This window comes from Geodermatophilus obscurus (assembly GCF_900115395.1).
Classification (GTDB): Bacteria; Actinomycetota; Actinomycetes; order Mycobacteriales; family Geodermatophilaceae; genus Geodermatophilus; species Geodermatophilus obscurus_B.
Window position 1 is genome coordinate 270,008 of sequence record NZ_FOWE01000008.1, and the last position, 16,832, is coordinate 286,839.

The following is a 16,832-nucleotide window of genomic DNA, read 5'->3' on the forward strand; positions in this document are numbered from 1 at the left end:
CGACGGGGCGCTCCTGGCCGGGCCGCGTCGTCCGGCGGGGACGGGGCGGGGAGCCGCTCAGGCGTCCTGGTCGCTCCAGCCGGAACCGCCGTCAGCGTCGGCGAGGTCGGTATCGGGGTCCACGGCACCGAAGCCGGTCTCGTCCATCACGTCTCGGACGACACCGGCGGCCAGCCCACCGCCGTAGCCCTTGCGGGCGAGCATCCCGATCAGCCGGCGGGTGGCGGTGGTGCGGTCCACACGGCGTAGCGACGGCAGCCGCCGCTCGACCAGGCGCCGGGCGGCGGCCCGCTCGTCGTCGTCGTCGACCCCGGCGAGGGCCTGCTCGGCCTCCTCGCCGTCGACGCCCTTGGCCCGCAGCTCCGCGCGCAGCGCCCGGCGGGCGAGGCCACGGCCGGCCTGGCGGGAGGTCACCCAGGCGCGGGCGAAGGCGGCGTCGTCGATGAGGCCGACCTCGCCGAACCGGTCGAGGACGGCGGTCGCCGCCTCCTCGGGGACGCCACGGCGCGCGAGCAGGTCGGCCAACTGCTGGCGGGTCTTCGCCGTGCCGGTCAGTGCCCGCAGGCAGATGGCGCGGGCCACCGCCTCGGGGTCGGCCGGCTCGTCGTCGGCCCCGTCGGGGCCGGGGAACGGAGCAGCGGCGGCCGGGCCGTCCGGGTCAGGGGACGGCCCGGACCGCCGCTGTGTGCGGCCGGCGCGATCGCCGAAGCCCGACTCGCGGGCCCGGCGTCCGCGCCGGCCGCCGGACCGGTCGGGGTCGGTCCCCTCGGGGAGCGCCCCGGACCAGCCGGTCACCGGACGGCTCAGAAGTCAGCCGGCTCGGCGGCCGGGGCGTCGACCTGCGGGCCGATGCCCAGCTTCTCCTTGATCTTCTTCTCGATCTCGTCGGCGAGGTCGGGGTTGTCGCGCAGGAAGTTCCGCGCGTTCTCCTTGCCTTGGCCGAGCTGGTCGCCCTCGTACGTGTACCAGGCACCGGACTTGCGGACGAAGCCCTGCTCCACGCCGATGTCGATCAGACCGCCCTCGCGGCTGAAGCCCGTACCCCAGATGAGGTCGAGCTCCGCCTGCTTGAACGGGGCGGCGACCTTGTTCTTGACGACCTTGACGCGCACCCGGCTACCGACGGCCTCGGTGCCCTGCTTGAGGGTCTCGATACGGCGGATGTCGATCCGGACCGAGGCGTAGAACTTCAGCGCGCGGCCACCGGTGGTGACCTCCGGCGAGCCGTAGACGACGCCGACCTTCTCCCGCAGCTGGTTGATGAAGATGCAGGTCGTGCCCGAGTTGCTGAGCGCACCGGTGATCTTGCGCAGGGCCTGGCTCATCAGCCGGGCCTGCAGGCCGACGTGGCTGTCGCCCATCTCGCCCTCGATCTCGGCGCGGGGCACGAGCGCGGCCACGGAGTCGACGACGATGAGGTCGAGTGCGCCGGAGCGGATCAGCATGTCGGCGATCTCGAGCGCCTGCTCACCGGTGTCGGGCTGGCTGACCAGCAGCGCGTCGGTGTCGACGCCGATCGCCCGGGCGTACTCCGGGTCGAGCGCGTGCTCGGCGTCGATGAAGGCGACGATGCCGCCGGCCGCCTGGGCGTTGGCCACCGCGTGCAGGGCGACCGTGGTCTTGCCGGAGGCCTCCGGGCCGTAGATCTCGACGACGCGGCCACGCGGCAGGCCACCGACGCCGAGGGCGATGTCGAGGGCGATGGAACCCGTCGGGATGACCCTCATGGCGACCTCGGGCGAGTCGCCCAGGCGCATGACGGATCCCTTGCCGAACTGCTTGTCGATCTGGGCGAGGGCCATGTCGAGGGCCTTGTCGCGGTCCAGCGTTGCCATGCTGCTCACCTTCGGGGAAGTCACGTGTCGTGGAGTCGATGCGGTGTCGGAGGCGACGCTAGGCCGGGGGTCTGACACTTTCCGGGAACCGACTCGGCCTGTGGAGGGACGACCGCCCTGTGGACGCCACTGTAGGGCGAACAGGTGTTCGAGTCGAGCGACACGCGGGCCGGCCGCCGTGGGCTGTCGACGGCGGTGCGGTCGCCGGAGCGCTTGGTCAGTCCGCGGATCTCGATCACGCCGTCGACGCCAGGGACGCCGGGACCCTCGCCGCGTCGGCCGCCGGGACGGACCTCGCGGGCGGCGGCTACTCCGTGCGGAGTACGGCTGGGAGGGGGTCAGCGCTCCTTCGGCGGGATGTCGTACTCCTCGCAGATCGCCAGCCACACCCGGCGTACCGGCACCCCGGCCTCGATGGCGTCGACGGCGGTGCGCCCGCCGAGCGCGGCGAAGACGTGGTCGCGCGTGACGCTCTGGGCCCGCATCGACCCGAACCGCTCCTCGAGCCGGGACCAGAACTCCTGCAGGCGCACGCCTCCGACGCTAGCGCGCGTCCCCGTCGGCCCGGGGGGCCACGTCGGTGCGGGCCGCGTGGTCCGACATGCCGGCGCGCAGCCGGCGGACCAGTGCGGCGGGGTCGTCGGCGGCCAGGCGCAGCTCGTCGACCGGCCGCCCGCCGGTGCGCGCCAGCGGCAGCACCAGCGACGTCCGCAGCTCGACGTCGACCTGGGTGGAGGCGACGACGGCGAGCGACACCGCCCGCCGGCCGCCCTCCTCCGCGACGACGACGCTGCGCGACCCCTCGACGCTGCGCCGGCGCACCCGGACCGCGGCGACCTCCTCCCACGGCACCCGGACGTCGGTGGAGAAGCCGGAGCGCACCCGCAGCCCGGCGTCGTCGACGGTGTGCGGGTAGACGTGCATCGCCGCGAGCAGGCCGAGCATCCAGAGCAGCCCGTAGACGCCGACGACGAGCAGCGCGACCCGCAGCGAGGGCCAGGGCAGCAGCCAGTCGACCAGGGGGATCTCGACCGCGGACAGCACGATGAAGGTCCACAGCACCGGCGAGGCCGCCGACGCGTAGGGGAACGCGTCGGCCCCGGCCGGGACGTCGGGGCGGCGGCGGACCCAGCGGGTCAGGCTGCGCCAGATGCCGGACTCGAAGGCGACCGCCGTGCGCAGCAGCCCCCGGGCGGTCACGGGGCCTCCTCCACGGCGGCGCCGTGCGGGACCAGCGCGCGCAGCCGCTCCAGCACGTCGTCGAGCGCCGACACCAGTCCCTCGAGCCGCTCCCCCGACAGACCGCCGAACAGCTGCCCGGCCAGTTCGGCCTGACCGCGCCCGAGCTCGTCGAGCAGCTCCTCCCCCCGCGCCGTCGGGGTGACCAGGGTGGCCCGCCGGTCGGCCGGGTGCTGCTCGCGGGAGACCAGCCCGGCCGCGACGAGCCCGTCGACCAGGCCCGTGACGTTGCGGGCGCTGACGCCGAGGGCGTCGGCCAGGGCGCGCTGCGTGGTGGGACCCGTGGCCCGCAGCTGCCACAGCAGCGTGGTGCGGGCGACGGTCAGGCCGGATGCGGCCAGGGACGTGGCCATGTCGCGGCCGAGCAGCACCGTCAGCTCGAGCACGCGGTCGAGCGCGGTGACCCGCGAACCGTCGTCCGTCATCGTGAGCCTCCTACACCGTGAAGTCACTTCACGATAGCAGGCCGGCGCCTACGCTGGAGGCATGTTCCCCACCACCGGCTCGGCCACCTGGGACACGGTGCTGGAGATCGGCATCGCGCTGTGCCTGCTCGTCTCGCTGGTGCTGCTGTGGCGCAACATGCGCGGCCGCTGAGCGCTCAGCGCCGGACCCACACCACCGCCAGCGGCAGCACCAACGCCGCCGACACGGCCGACACCAGGCCGAAGCCGCCGGCGGCCAGCAGCGGCCCGCCGATCGCGCCGGCGACCGCGGCGCCCAGGCCCATGAGCAGGTCGGTGCCGCCCTGCGCCGCCGGGCGGACGTCGGCCGTCACCGACTCGGTGACCAGCGTGGACCCGGCGATCAGGCCGCACGACCAGCCGATGCCGAGCAGCAGCAGCCCGACGCCGAGCCGGCCCGCGGCCTCCGGCGGCGCGGTACCGGCGATCGCGGCGGCCGCGAGCAGCAGCCCCCCGCCGGCGGCGACGGTGGCCCGGCGCCCGGCCCGGTCGGCCAGCATCCCGACCAGCGGGCTGAACAGGTACATCCCGGCGACGTGCACGCTGATCACCAGGCCGACCAGGCGCAGCGTCGTCGCGTCGTCGTGCCCGCCGGCGTGCCCCATGTGCACCGGGGTCATGACCATGACGCCGACCATCACCGCGTGGGAGACGACGACGGCGGCCAGGCCCAGCCGCCCGTCGGGCGAGGACCAGACCGCCCGCAGCGCCTCCCGGGTGCGCCCGCGGGCGGGGGCCGGCGCCCCGGCCGTCGCCTGCAGCCGGCGGGACAGCAGCAGCGGGTCGGGACGCAGCCCGGCGAGCAGCACCGCGGCGACGACGGCGAACACCACCGCGGAGACGGCGAAGCCCCCGCCGAGCGCCGGCAGCCCGAGCGCCCGGCCGAGGTCGGCGCCGGGCCCGGCGAGGTTGGGACCCAGCACCGAGCCGACCGTCGTCGCCCAGACCACCAGGGACAGGTCGCGGCCGCGCCGCTCGGGGGCGGCGAGGTCGGCGGCGGCGTAGCGCGCCTGCAGGCCGCAGGCGGTCGAGGCGCCGAAGGCGAACAGGCCGGCCAGCAGGAGCGGCAGCGACGACAGCACGGCGGCCACGACGGTCACCAGCGCGCCGCCGACGGCGATCGCGTACCCGGCGGCCAGGCCGGCGCGGCGGCCGGAGCGGTCCGACAGCCGGGCGAGCGGGACGGCGAGCACCGCCGCGCCGAGCACGCCGGCGGTCTGCCCGAGGCCGGCCGCGGCGTCGCTGCCGGCGACCTCGCGGGCGAGCAGGCCGCCGACGGTGATGCCGACGGTGACGCCGAGCCCGGCCAGCGCCACCGACCCCGACAGGACGCCGACCGTGCGGCGCTGGACCCGTCCGACGTCGGGGGCCGCCTGCGTCGTCATCGGGGGGTCACAGGCCCAGCGAGCGGCCGATGATCTCCCGCATGATCTCGTTGGTGCCGCCGTAGATCGACTGCACGCGGGCGTCGCGCCACGCCTTGGACACCGGGTACTCGTCCATGTAGCCGTAGCCGCCGTGCAGCTGCAGGCACCGGTCGGCCACCTTGTTCTGCAGCTCGCTCGTCCAGTACTTGGCCATCGCCGCGTCGACGGCGGTCAGCTCCCCGGCGCCCAGCTGGCGGACGCACTCGTCGACGAACGTCCGCGCGATCGTCGTCTCGGTGTGCAGCTCGGCGAGGACGAACCGGCTGTGCTGGAAGCTGCCGACCGGCCGCCCGAACGCGGTCCGGCTCGTCACGTACTCGCGCGTCTGGGCGAGGACGGTCTCGCAGGCGGCCACCGCGCCGACGGCGATCGAGAGCCGCTCCTGCGGCAGGTTCTCCATGAGGTGGGCGAAGCCGCGGTTCTCCGTGCCGAGCAGGTTCTCGGCCGGCACCCGCACCTCGTCGAAGAACAGCTCGGCGGTGTCCTGGGCCTTGAGGCCGACCTTGTCGAGGTTGCGGCCGCGGGTGAAGCCGGGCATCCCCCGCTCCACCACCAGCAGGCTGGTGCCCTTGGCGCCGGGGGCGTCGGGGTCGGTGCGCGCGACCACGATGACGAGGTCGGCGTTGATCCCGTTGGTGATGAACGTCTTCGCGCCGCTGAGCACCCAGGTGTCGCCGTCGCGGCGGGCGGTGGTGCGGATGGCCTGCAGGTCGCTGCCGGTGCCCGGCTCGGTCATCGCGATGGCGGTGATCAGCTCGCCGCGGCAGAACCCGGGCAGCCAGCGGGCCGCCTGCTCCTCGGTGCACAGGTCGCGCAGGTAGGGCGCGACGACGTCGTTGTGCAGCCCGAACCCGAGGCCGCTGGCGCCGACGCGGGTGACCTCCTCGTCGAGGACGGCGTTGTAGCGGAAGTCGCGCACCCCGCCGCCGCCCCACCGCTCGTCGACGTCGAACCCGAGCAGCCCCTGCTCGCCGCCGGACAGCCAGACCTCGCGCGGCACGATCCCCTCGCGCTCCCACTGGGCGTGGTGCGGCGCCACGTTCTTCTCCAGCCACGTGCGGACCGTCTGCCGGAAGTCCTCGTGCCCGGACTCGTACAGGGAGCTGCGCATGCCCGGCAGTGTGCCCCACACCACCCCCCGGATCGGGCGACCCGTCCGCCGCCGGCGTCCGCGCAGGCCAGCGGACTGTCGTACCCCCGGGGACACTGGGGACGTGCCCGCTCTCGACCGGTTCTCCGCGCCCACCCGAGCGTGGTTCACCGGCGCCTTCGCCGAGCCCACGGCCGCCCAGGAGGGTGCCTGGGAGGCGATCAGCAGCGGTGAGCACGCCCTCGTCGTCGCCCCCACCGGGTCGGGCAAGACGCTGGCCGCCTTCCTCTGGTCCCTCGACCGGCTGACCAGCACGCCGCCGGCCGACGAGAGCCGCCGCTGCCGCGTCCTCTACGTCTCCCCGCTCAAGGCGCTGGCCGTCGACGTCGAGCGCAACCTGCGGGCGCCGCTGACCGGCATCGGGCAGGCCGCCCTGCGGCTGGGGCTGCCCCGGCCGGAGATCTCCGTGGGGATCCGCTCGGGCGACACCCCGGCCGACGAGCGGCGCGCGTTCACCCGCCGGCCCACCGACATCCTCATCACCACGCCCGAGTCGCTGTTCCTGCTGCTCACCAGCTCGGCGCGGGAGGCGCTGCGCGGGGTCGAGACGGTGATCGTCGACGAGGTGCACGCCGTCGCCGACAGCAAGCGCGGCGCGCACATGGCCGTCTCCCTCGACCGGCTCGACGAGCTGCTCGACCGCCCGGCGCAGCGGATCGGCCTGTCGGCCACGGTCCGCCCGATCGAGGAGGTCGCCACCTTCCTCGCCGGCGGCCGGCCGGTGCAGGTGGTGCAGCCGACGTCGGTCAAGCAGTGGGACCTCTCGGTCGTCGTCCCGGTCGAGGACATGAGCCAGCTGGGTCAGCCCACCGGGGAGCTGGAGGGGTCGGCGGCCGGCGACCAGCCGCGGACGTCGATCTGGCCGGCGGTCGAGGAGCGGGTGCTCGACCTGGTGGAGGCCCACCGCAGCACCATCGTGTTCGCCAACTCCCGGCGGCTGGCCGAGCGGCTGACCAGCCGGCTCAACGAGATGGCCTACGAGCGGGCCACCGGCGAGGCCGTGCCGCCGGGCACCAACGCCGCCGCGCTCATGGCGCAGGCCGGCTCGGGCGGCGGCGTCCCCGAGGGCGTGCGGCCGGTCGCCGCCGCCCACCACGGGTCGGTGTCGCGCGAGCAGCGCGCCGTCGTCGAGGATGCGCTGAAGTCCGGGCAGCTGCCGGCGGTGGTCGCGACGTCGTCCCTGGAGCTCGGCATCGACATGGGCTCGGTCGACCTCGTCGTGCAGGTGGAGGCGCCGCCCACGGTGGCCGCGGGCCTGCAGCGGGTCGGCCGCGCCGGGCACCAGGTCGGCGCGGTCAGCCGCGGCGTGCTGTTCCCCAAGTACCGCGGCGACCTCGTGCAGTGCGCGCTGGTGGCCGAGCGGATGAAGGCCGGCGCGATCGAGTCGATCCGCTACCTGCGCAACCCGCTCGACGTGCTCGCCCAGCAGATCGTCGCGATCGTCTCCGAGGGCCCCCGCACCGTCGAGGAGGTCGCCGCGCTGCTGCGCCGGTCGGCGCCGTTCTCCGGCCTGCCCGACTCCGCGCTGCACGCCGTCCTCGACATGCTCGCCGGCCGCTACCCCTCCGACGCGTTCGCCGAGCTGCGCCCGCGGCTGACCTGGGACCGGGTCACCGACACCCTCACCGCCCGCAGCGGCGCCCAGCGGCTGGCGGTCACCAGCGGCGGCACCATCCCCGACCGCGGGCTGTTCGGCGTCTTCATCGTCGGCGGCGGCGAGGGGTCCGGCGGGCGCCGGGTCGGCGAGCTCGACGAGGAGATGGTCTACGAGTCGCGGGTCGGCGACGTCTTCCTGCTCGGCTCGTCGTCGTGGCGGATCGAGGAGATCACCCACGACCGCGTGCTGGTCTCCCCCGCCCCCGGCCAGCCCGGGAAGATGCCGTTCTGGCACGGCGACGCCCCCGGCCGTCCGCTGGAGCTGGGCCGGGCGCTGGGCGCGTTCCTCCGCGAGGTCGGCTCGGCCACCCCCGAGAAGGGCCGCGAGCGGGCGCAGGCCGCCGGCCTCGACGACTGGGGCGCGGCCAACCTGCTCGCCTACCTCGCCGAGCAGAAGGCGGCCACCGGCCACCTCCCCGACGACCGCACGCTGCTCGTCGAGCGGTTCCGCGACGAGCTCGGCGACTGGCGGCTGGTCGTGCACTCCCCCTTCGGTGCGCAGGTCAACGCCCCCTGGGCGCTGGTGCTGGCCGCCCGGCTGCGCGAGCGGTACGGCGTCGACGTCGCCTCCATGCACTCCGACGACGGCATCGTGCTCCGCCTGCCCGACACCACCGGCGAGCCGCCCGAGGCCGACCTCGCCGTGCTCGACCCCGACGACGTCGAGCGGGAGGTGACCGCCGAGGTCGGCACCTCGGCGCTGTTCGCCAGCCGGTTCCGCGAGTGCGCCGCCCGGGCGCTGCTGCTCCCCCGCCGGGACCCACGGCGGCGCACCCCGCTGTGGCAGCAGCGCCAGCGCGCCGCCCAGCTGCTCAGCGTCGCCAGCGAGTTCTCCTCCTTCCCCATCACGCTGGAGGCCGCCCGCGAGGTGCTGCAGGACGTCTACGACGTGCCGGGCCTGGTCGAGCTGATGCGCGACGTCCGCTCCCGCCGCGTGCGGGTCGTCGACGTGCAGACGCAGGCCGCCTCGCCGTTCGCGCAGTCGCTGCTGTTCGGCTACGTCGGGCAGTTCCTCTACGAGGGCGACGCCCCGCTGGCCGAGCGGCGGGCGCAGGCCCTGGCGCTCGACACCGGCCTGCTCGCCGAGCTGCTCGGCCGCTCGGAGCTGCGCGAGCTCCTCGACTCCGAGGCGCTGGCCGAGGTCGAGGGGGAGCTGCAGCGACTGCCCGCCGAGCGCCACCCCCGCGACGTCGACGGCGCGTCCGACCTGCTGCGCGGCCTCGGCGACCTCACGCCGGCCGAGGCGGCGCTGCGCGGCGTCCCGGCCGCGTGGCTCGAGGAGCTGGTCGCCTCCCGCCGGGCGATCGTCGTGCGGATCGCCGGGGAGGAGCGCCACGTCGCCACCGAGGACGCCGGCCGGCTGCGCGACGCCCTCGGCACCGCGCTGCCCGTCGGTGTGCCCGAGGCGTTCACCGAGCCGGTCGCCGACCCGCTGGGCGACCTCGTCGGCCGCTACGCCCGCACCCACGGCCCGTTCCAGCCCGCCGAGGTCGCCACGCGGCTCGGGCTCGGCGTCGCCGTCGTCACCGCGACGCTGCAGCGGCTGGTCGGCACCGGCCGACTGGTCACCGGGGAGTTCCGGCCCGGCGGCAGCGGCCAGGAGTGGTGCGACGCCGAGGTGCTGCGTTCGGTGCGCCGCCGCAGCCTCGCCAAGCTCCGCCAGGAGGTCGAGCCGGTGCCGATCGGCACGCTCGCCCGCTTCACCCCGTCCTGGCAGTCGGTGGGCAGCCGCATGCGCGGGGTCGACGGCGTCCTGGCCGTCGTCGAGCAGCTGGCCGGGGCGCTGGTGCCGGCGAGCGCCCTGGAGTCGCTGGTGCTGCCGTCCCGGGTCCGCGACTACCGGCCCGCGATGCTCGACGAGCTCACCAGCGCCGGCGAGGTGCTGTGGGCCGGCGCCGGCGGGCTGCCCGGCGGCGACGGCTGGGTGAGCCTGGTGCCCGCCGACCTCGCGCCGCTGCTGCTGCCCGACCCGGTGGAGCTGCCGGAGGAGGGCGGCGTCGCGTTCGCCGTGCTGGAGCAGCTGGCGGCGGGGCAGGCGGTGTTCTTCCGCGGCCTGTCCGATCTCGTCGGCGCCACCGACGACGCCGCGCTCGCCGACGTCGTCTGGGACCTGGTGTGGGCCGGGCTGCTCACCAACGACACCCTGGCGCCGCTGCGCACCCGGCTGGCCGGCGGCGGCACGCACAAGCGCACCCCCGCGCCGCCGCGGGCCCGGGTCGACCGCGCCCGCTACGGCCGCCCGCGGCTGGGCCGGCCGGCGATGCCCACGCGCACCGGCCCGCCCACGGTCGCCGGCCGCTGGTCGCGGCTGCCCGAGCGCGAGGCCAACCCGACGCGGCGCACCACCGCCCGCGCCGAGGCGCTGCTCGAGCGGCACGGCGTGCTCACCCGGGGCGCGGTCATGGCCGAGCAGGTGCCCGGCGGCTTCTCCGCCGTGTACCCGGTGCTGCGCGCGTTCGAGGAGAACAACCGGGCGCGGCGCGGCTACTTCGTCGAGACGCTCGGCGCCGCCCAGTTCGGCACGGTCGGCTCGGTCGACCGGCTGCGCGCCTTCGCCACCCCCGACCGGGCACCCGAGGGCCCGGTGGTGCTCGCCGCCACCGACCCGGCCAACGTCTACGGGGCGGCGCTGCCCTGGCCCGACCGCGGCGGGCCGTCCGACGCGGAGTCCGCCACCGGGGTCGCCGTCGACGTCGGCGAGGGCACCGGGGGTACGGCCGGGAGCAAGCGGGCCAGCGGGCACCGCGCCGGGCGCAAGGCCGGGGCGCTGGTGGTGCTCGTCGACGGCGAGCTCGTGCTCTACGTCGAGCGCGGCGGCAAGACGCTGCTGTCGTTCACCGAGGACGAGACCGCGCTGAAGGAGGCGGCCACCGCGCTGTCGGGCGCCGTCGCGGCCGGGGCGCTGGGCCGCATGGTGTTGCAGAAGGCCGACGGCGCCTCGGTGCACCAGGACACCCCGCTGTCGGCCGCGCTGCAGGCCGCGGGGTTCGCGGCCACCCCGCGCGGGCTGCGGCTGCGCGGCTGACCCGACGGGCTCCCCGCGGCGCCGCGTACCGTTGACCGTCGCAGTCGTGAGGGATGAGGGAACAGGTATGGCAGCCGGCACGGTCCGCTGGTTCGACGCGGAGAAGGGCTTCGGGTTCATCGAGCCGCAGGAGGGCGGGGAGGACGTCTTCGTCCACTTCTCGGCCATCGAGGACACCGGGGGCTTCCGCACCCTCGACGAGGGGCAGCCGGTCGAGTTCGACGCCACGGAGGGGCCGCGCGGCCCGCAGGCCGACCGGGTGCGGCCCACCGGCAGCGCCCCGCGGGCCCGCCGGGACGACCGCGGGGGCTCCCGCGACGACCGCGGGGGCTCTCGCGACGACCGCGGCGACCGGGGCCGCTCCGGCGGGAGCCGCGCGCCGCGCGGTCTCGTCGTCCAGGGCACCGTCGCGCGCTTCGACGCCGACCGCGGCTTCGGCTTCATCGTCCCGGAGGACGTCTTCGTGCACGTCTCCGCGGTGATCCGCGGCGGCGACCTCGAGGAGGGCGACCGCGTCGAGTTCGAGCTCGTCGAGGGCAACCGCGGCCTGCAGGCCGAGTCCGTGCGGCTGCTGGCCTCGACGCCCCGGCGCGGCGGCTCCGACCGCCCCGCGCCCCGCGACCGCCGTGACGACCGCCGGGACGACCGCGGCGGCCGCGACCAGCGCCCGGCCCGCTCCGGCGGTGCCCGCGGCGGCGACGCCGGCGGCAGCGCCGAGGGCACCGTCCAGTGGTTCAACGGGGAGAAGGGCTTCGGCTTCATCACCCCCGACGACGGCGGCGACGACGTGTTCGTGCACTTCTCCGAGATCGAGGAGACCGGCGGCTACCGCGAGCTCGAGGAGGGCCAGCGGGTCGCCTTCACCCGCACCTCCGGCGCGCGCGGCACCAGCGCCACCGGCGTCCGCCCGCTGGACTGAACGAACGGCCACCCTCCTCCCCACGCCGCGCTCGCTCGGCGTGGGGACCTGGAGGGGGGCCGTTCCGTCCCGTCACCTGCGGGCGCGCAGCCAGGGGGCGAACCAGCGCGTCAGCCGCGGCATGACCACCTGGCCGAGCAGCACGACGACGACGGTCGCCGACAGCAGCAGCCGCACCGGCAGCGGCCACGAGGTGATGTGCGGGGCCACCAGCAGCGAGAAGCCGAGGGTGATGCCGAAGACGGCCGCGATGGTGAGCACGGTGAGCCGCCAGCGCGGGCCCGGCCGGGGCGGGGTCAGGGCGGTGAAGAAGCTGTCCAGCCCGGCCACGCGGGCGTAGTCGGCGCCCTCCGACAGGGACTCCACCCGCGCCAGCGCCGCGCGCCGCTCCGCCGAGCGCTCCCAGCGGGCCAGCGCCTCGCCGTCGGCGAACCGGTAGACCAGGTGGTAGCGGTTCGAGCCCGGCCCCGGGCGCAGCAGGCTGGTGCCCAGGTTGCCGGGGAACCGCTCGGCCAGGCCCAGGACCTCGCCGGCCCACTGCTCGAAGGCGGCCCGCCGGTCGGCGTGGACGTGGCGGGCGACGGTCACCGTGACCGGCTCCGCGACCCCGGAGACGTGCTCCGGGGCGATCTCCGGGGTGCCGGTGGGGGTGGGCTCGGGGTCGCGGCGCACGGACGGTCCAGCGTCCCCGGCGACCTCGCGCTTCCTGACCCCGGCGTGACCTCTCTCGCGCTCGAGCAGCGCGGATGCCCGCGGGGGACAATGAGGTCGTGCCCGAGGGAGACACCGTCTGGTTGGCCGCCAAGCGGATGAACACCGCGCTGGCCGGCCAGACGCTGCGCCGCGGCGAGCTCCGGGTGCCCCAGCTGGCCGCCACCGACCTCACCGGCCGCACCGTCGCCGAGGTGGTCTCCCGCGGCAAGCACATGCTCACCCGCCTCACCGACGGGTGGACGCTGCGCACCCACTACCGCATGGACGGCAGCTGGCACATCTATCGCAAGGGCGCCCGGTGGCGCGGCGGGCCGGCGTTCTCCATCCGGGCCGTCCTCGCCACCGACCGGTGGGACTGCGTCGGCTACCGGCTCCACGACGTCACCATGGTGCGCACCGAGCAGGAGGACACCGTCGTCGGTCACCTCGGCCCCGACGTGCTGGGCCCCGACTGGGACCTCGACGAGGCGTTGCGCCGGCTGCGGTCGCACCCCGACGAGCAGGTCGGCGTGGCGGTCCTCGACCAGCGCAACCTGTGCGGGCCCGGCAACCTCTACAAGGTCGAGGGTCTGTTCGTCTGCGGCGTGCACCCCTGGATGCGTGTCGCCGACGTCGAGGACCTGTCCGGCCTGGTGGAGCGCACCCGGGCGCTGATGCTGGCCAACCGCGACCGCCCGGAGCAGAGCACCACCGGCGACCTGCGCCGCGGCCGCGACCACTGGGTCTACGGCCGCAAGGACAAGCCGTGCTACCGCTGCGGCACCCCGATCCTGCGCGGCGACCAGGGGCCGGACCTGCAGGAGCGGATCACCTACTGGTGCCCCACCTGCCAGGCCACCGACGCACCCGTCGACCCGCTGGCCCGCACCGGCGAGCCCGACCACCCGCGCCCGCTCACCAGCGCCACCTGAGGACGGACACACCGCGGGCCCGGTCCGGGACCGGGCCCGCGGTCGTGCGTCAGGCGTTCTCGGGGCGCTGCGCCTGCTGCTCGGTCTTCTCGAACGACGGCGCCGCCGTGCCCGGGCCGATCGCGCCGGCCGCCCCGGTGCCGCCCTCGACGGCGGTCTGCCCGCCGCCCATGCCCGCGCGGATCTGCTCCAACCGCGAGGCGCCGGCGACGTCGAGGGTGGCCTTCTGCACCTCGAGCATGCGGCCCTCGACCGACGTCTGGGCCAGCTCGGCCTGACCGAGCGCGTTGGCGTAGCGGGCCTCGATCTTGTCGCGGACCTCGGCCAGGCTGGGGGTGTTCCCCGGTGCCGAGAGCTCGTTGACCTGCCGCATCGAGGCGGCCACGTGCTCCTGCATCTTGGCCTGCTCGAGCTGGCTCATCAGCTTGGTGCGCTCGGCCAGCGTCGTCTGCAACCGCATGCGGCTCTGCTCGACGGCTCCGCGTGCCTGCTCGGCGGCCTGCAGCGCCTCGTCGTGGCTGCGCTTGAGGTCCTCCATCGCCTGCTCGGCGGCGACCAGCTGGGTGGCGAAGGCCTGGGCGGCGTTCTCGTACTCCGTGGCCTTGCCGACGTCGCCCCGGCCACGCGACTGGTCGGCCAGCACCAGCGCCTGGCGGGCCGAGGCCTGCAGCTTCTCGACCTCACCGAGCTGCCGGTTGAGGCGCATCTCCAGCTGTCGCTGGTTGCCGAGGACCGCGGCGGCCTGGTTGGCCAGAGCCTGGTGCCGCTGCTGCTCGGCCTCGATCGCCTGCTGGATCTGGATCTTGGGGTCGGCGCGCTGGTCGATCTGCGCGTTGGCCGAGGCCGTCAGGTACCGCCACAGCTTGACGAGCGGGTTGGGCATGGCGAGCTCCTCCTGGTCCGGCGCGGTCCGGCGCCGCCTCTGGCAGACCGACCGCCGCGGTCCGCGGCGGTCACGTGGTCATCGTCCCAGCAGGACGGGTACCCGGGCCAACAGGGAGGTCCCCCGTCCTCCCTCCGGGGATCCCCGGGTGGCCACGGCGGCCGGGCCCTATGGTCGGGCGATGGACCGCGACGTGCCCGTCCCCACCGGCCCCGTCCTGACCGTTCTCGGCGAACTCGTCGTCGACCTGCTGCCGGTGCCGGACGCCGACGCGGGCCCCGAGGGCACCGCGCCGCACTACGTCGCCCGTCCCGGCGGGAATGCGCTCAACGTCGCCGTCGCCGCGGGACGGCTGGCGACACCCGTCGCGCTGCTGGCGCGGCTGGGCACCGGCCCGATGGCCACCGCGCTGCGCCGGCACGCGGAGCTCTCCGGCGTCGACGTCTCCGGCATGGTCGCCGCGTCGGAGCCGGTCAGCCTCGCCGTCGTCGGCCTGGGGCCCGACGGCTCCCCCGACTACGGCTTCCACGTGCAGGGTGCGGCCGACTGGCAGTGGACCGACGAGGAGCTGGCCGCCGTCCTGCCCCCGGCGACGGCGGTGCTGCACGTCGGGTCCATCTCCTCCTGGACACCGCCGGGCAGCGAGGCGATCGCCCGGCTGGCCGAGCGGCTGACCGGCACGGCCCTGGTGAGCGTCGACCCGAACCTGCGCCCGATGCTGGCCGGCGGGCCGGTCGGCGCGGCGCTCGGCAACGACCCGGACGGCGTGCGGGCACGGCTGGACCGGCTGGTCGCCGTCGCCGACGTGGTGAAGGTCAGCGCGGAGGACCTCGCCTGGCTCGAGCCGGACACGACCGACCTCGACGACGCGGTGCAGCGGTGGGCGGCACGCGGCCCGGCGCTGGTCCTGCTCACCGACGGCGGGGCGCCGCTGCGGGTCGCCCGGCCGGGCCGCCCGGTGCTGCACCGGTCGCCCCCGGAGGTGACCGTGGTCGACACCGTCGGCGCGGGTGACTCGCTGGCCGCCGGCCTGTTCTCCGGCCTGCTCGCCGCCGGGGTCACCGGCCGGGCGGCCCTCGAGCAGCTCGCCGACGACGACCTGCTCGCCCTCGTCGACGACGCGGCCCTCGTCGCCGCGCTCAACTGCACGCGGGTCGGCGCCGACCCGCCGACCGCCGCGGAGCTGGCCGCCGCGAAGGAGCAGCGGGCCGCCAGGACGGCCTGACCGGGCCGGTCGGAGGTCCCGACCGGCCCGGTCGACGGTCCGTCAGGCGGCGCCGGCCCGGTGCGCCCCGTGGGCGCCGCCGCCCCCGCCCCCGGTGCCCTGACCGGAGACGGTCTGGCCCGAGTTCTGGGCGTGCTCGACCTGCTCGACGCGGTCCTCCTCCGCCATCTGCGTCAGCCGGGCGCCGGCCTCCGCGTCGCGGGTGAGGTTGTCACCGGTCTGCGGGTCGAAGACGTGCACCTTGCGGCTGTCGAGCCAGAACTCGGCCTCGCGGCCCTCGCGGATGCGGCTCGTGGCGTCGATCGACACGATCGCCTGCGTCCGGATCTCCTCCGCGTCGAGCTCCCGCGACAGGTCGCGCAGCTGGGCGGTGATGGCCTCCGGCGCCTCGTAGGGGATGTAGGCGTACTGCGAGTCCCCCAGCCACTCGGTGACGTCGACCCGGGCCCGGAAGGTCGAGCCGAGCGGCATCTTCGCCTCGTCGACCAGCGACGCGTCCTCGAAGTACTCCGGCCGGATGCCGACCATGAGCAGGTCACGACCGCGGACCGCCGCCACGCGGCGCTCGTCGAGCCGGATCGGCCCGAACGGCGTCGAGAGGCTGTCACCCTCCAGCGTCGCGGGCAGGAAGTTCATCGGCGGGGAGCCGATGAACCCGGCGACGAAGAGGTTGACCGGCTGCTCGTAGAGCTCCCGCGGCGACGCGACCTGCTGGATCTTGCCCTTGCGGAGCACGCAGACGCGGTCGCCGAGGGTCATGGCCTCGGTCTGGTCGTGGGTGACGTAGACGGTGGTGATGCCCAGGCGCCGCTGCAGCCGCGAGATCTCGGTGCGCATCTGACCGCGCAGCTTCGCGTCGAGGTTGGACAGCGGCTCGTCGAAGAGGAACGCCTCGGCCTGGCGGACGATCGCGCGCCCCATGGCGACCCGCTGACGCTGACCACCGGAGAGGTTGGCCGGCTTGCGCTCCAGGTGCTCCTTGAGCTCGAGCACGTCGGAGGCCTCGGTCACCCGGCGGCGCACCTCGTCGTCGGGGGTCTTGGACAGCCGCAGCGGGAACGCGATGTTCTCGTAGACGGTCATGTGCGGGTAGAGCGCGTAGTTCTGGAAGACCATCGACAGGTTGCGGTCCCGGGGCGCGAGGTCGTTGACCCGCTTGCCCCCGATGATCATGTCGCCGCTGGTGATGTCCTCCAGCCCGACGATCATCCGCAGCAGGGTCGACTTCCCGCAGCCGGAGGGGCCGACCAGGATCATGAACTCGCCGTCGGCGATGTCGAGGCTGACGTCGTTCACGGCCGGGTAGCCGTCGCCGTACTGCTTGACGATGTTCTTCATCTCGATGGAGGCCATCAGATCTCGTCCCCTCTGGACGTCAGTGGAG

General features: G+C 75.4%; 14 protein-coding genes. 4 read left to right on the top strand and 10 right to left on the bottom strand.

The window, feature by feature from the left end:
- Positions 1–57: 57 nt before the first annotated feature.
- The 7 genes from BM165_RS17440 to BM165_RS17470 form a co-directional block, all read right to left on the bottom strand.
- Complete coding sequence (locus BM165_RS17440; protein WP_083427451.1) at positions 58–795, bottom strand: regulatory protein RecX; 738 nt, start codon at positions 793–795, stop codon at positions 58–60.
- Between the two features lie 8 nt (positions 796–803).
- Complete coding sequence (gene recA / locus BM165_RS17445) at positions 804–1,835, bottom strand: recombinase RecA (RefSeq protein ID WP_075014790.1); 1,032 nt, start codon at positions 1,833–1,835, stop codon at positions 804–806.
- Positions 1,836–2,173: 338 nt separating this feature from the next.
- The gene (locus BM165_RS17450; RefSeq protein WP_075014791.1) at positions 2,174–2,368 is read right to left on the bottom strand and encodes a DUF3046 domain-containing protein; all 195 of its coding nucleotides are present in this window, start codon (positions 2,366–2,368) and stop codon (positions 2,174–2,176) included.
- Between the two features lie 10 nt (positions 2,369–2,378).
- Positions 2,379–3,035 carry a hypothetical protein gene (locus BM165_RS17455; protein ID WP_075014792.1) on the bottom strand — a complete coding sequence of 219 codons (657 nt, stop codon included), beginning with the start codon at positions 3,033–3,035 and terminating at the stop codon, positions 2,379–2,381.
- A complete protein-coding gene (locus tag BM165_RS17460) occupies positions 3,032–3,499 on the bottom strand; it encodes a MarR family winged helix-turn-helix transcriptional regulator (protein WP_075014793.1) in 468 nt (155 codons plus the stop codon). The genes BM165_RS17455 and BM165_RS17460 overlap by 4 nt, the downstream gene beginning before the upstream one ends.
- A gap of 176 nt (positions 3,500–3,675) precedes the next feature.
- Entirely contained in the window at positions 3,676–4,923 is a 1,248-nt protein-coding gene (locus tag BM165_RS17465) for an MFS transporter (protein ID WP_075014794.1), read from the bottom strand.
- Positions 4,924–4,930: 7 nt separating this feature from the next.
- Positions 4,931–6,076 carry an acyl-CoA dehydrogenase family protein gene (locus BM165_RS17470; RefSeq protein ID WP_075014863.1) on the bottom strand — a complete coding sequence of 382 codons (1,146 nt, stop codon included), beginning with the start codon at positions 6,074–6,076 and terminating at the stop codon, positions 4,931–4,933.
- A gap of 103 nt (positions 6,077–6,179) precedes the next feature.
- On the opposite strand from BM165_RS17470, the gene BM165_RS17475 reads away from it, so the two are divergent.
- Positions 6,180–10,796: an ATP-dependent helicase gene (locus tag BM165_RS17475; RefSeq protein ID WP_075014795.1), complete on the top strand. Its 4,617-nt coding sequence runs from the start codon at positions 6,180–6,182 to the stop codon at positions 10,794–10,796.
- A gap of 67 nt (positions 10,797–10,863) precedes the next feature.
- The gene (locus BM165_RS26315) at positions 10,864–11,715 is read left to right on the top strand and encodes a cold shock domain-containing protein (protein ID WP_075014796.1); all 852 of its coding nucleotides are present in this window, start codon (positions 10,864–10,866) and stop codon (positions 11,713–11,715) included.
- 72 nt (positions 11,716–11,787) lie between these two features.
- On the opposite strand, the gene BM165_RS17485 is transcribed toward BM165_RS26315, so the two are convergent.
- Positions 11,788–12,387 (bottom strand): antibiotic biosynthesis monooxygenase, encoded by a 600-nt coding sequence (locus BM165_RS17485; protein ID WP_083427452.1) that lies wholly within the window; start codon positions 12,385–12,387, stop codon positions 11,788–11,790.
- Between the two features lie 98 nt (positions 12,388–12,485).
- Here BM165_RS17485 and BM165_RS17490 point away from each other — a divergent pair, with 98 nt between their 5' ends.
- Positions 12,486–13,340 carry a DNA-formamidopyrimidine glycosylase family protein gene (locus tag BM165_RS17490; RefSeq protein WP_075014797.1) on the top strand — a complete coding sequence of 285 codons (855 nt, stop codon included), beginning with the start codon at positions 12,486–12,488 and terminating at the stop codon, positions 13,338–13,340.
- A gap of 49 nt (positions 13,341–13,389) precedes the next feature.
- Here BM165_RS17490 and BM165_RS17495 read toward each other — a convergent pair whose 3' ends face one another.
- Positions 13,390–14,223: a PspA/IM30 family protein gene (locus BM165_RS17495; protein ID WP_075014798.1), complete on the bottom strand. Its 834-nt coding sequence runs from the start codon at positions 14,221–14,223 to the stop codon at positions 13,390–13,392.
- A gap of 181 nt (positions 14,224–14,404) precedes the next feature.
- Between BM165_RS17495 and BM165_RS17500 the strand changes: the two genes are divergently transcribed.
- The gene (locus tag BM165_RS17500) at positions 14,405–15,448 is read left to right on the top strand and encodes a PfkB family carbohydrate kinase (protein ID WP_075014799.1); all 1,044 of its coding nucleotides are present in this window, start codon (positions 14,405–14,407) and stop codon (positions 15,446–15,448) included.
- Positions 15,449–15,490: 42 nt separating this feature from the next.
- On the opposite strand, the gene BM165_RS17505 is transcribed toward BM165_RS17500, so the two are convergent.
- Entirely contained in the window at positions 15,491–16,801 is a 1,311-nt protein-coding gene (locus tag BM165_RS17505; RefSeq protein ID WP_075014800.1) for an ABC transporter ATP-binding protein, read from the bottom strand.
- Between the last annotated feature and the right edge of the window lie 31 nt (positions 16,802–16,832).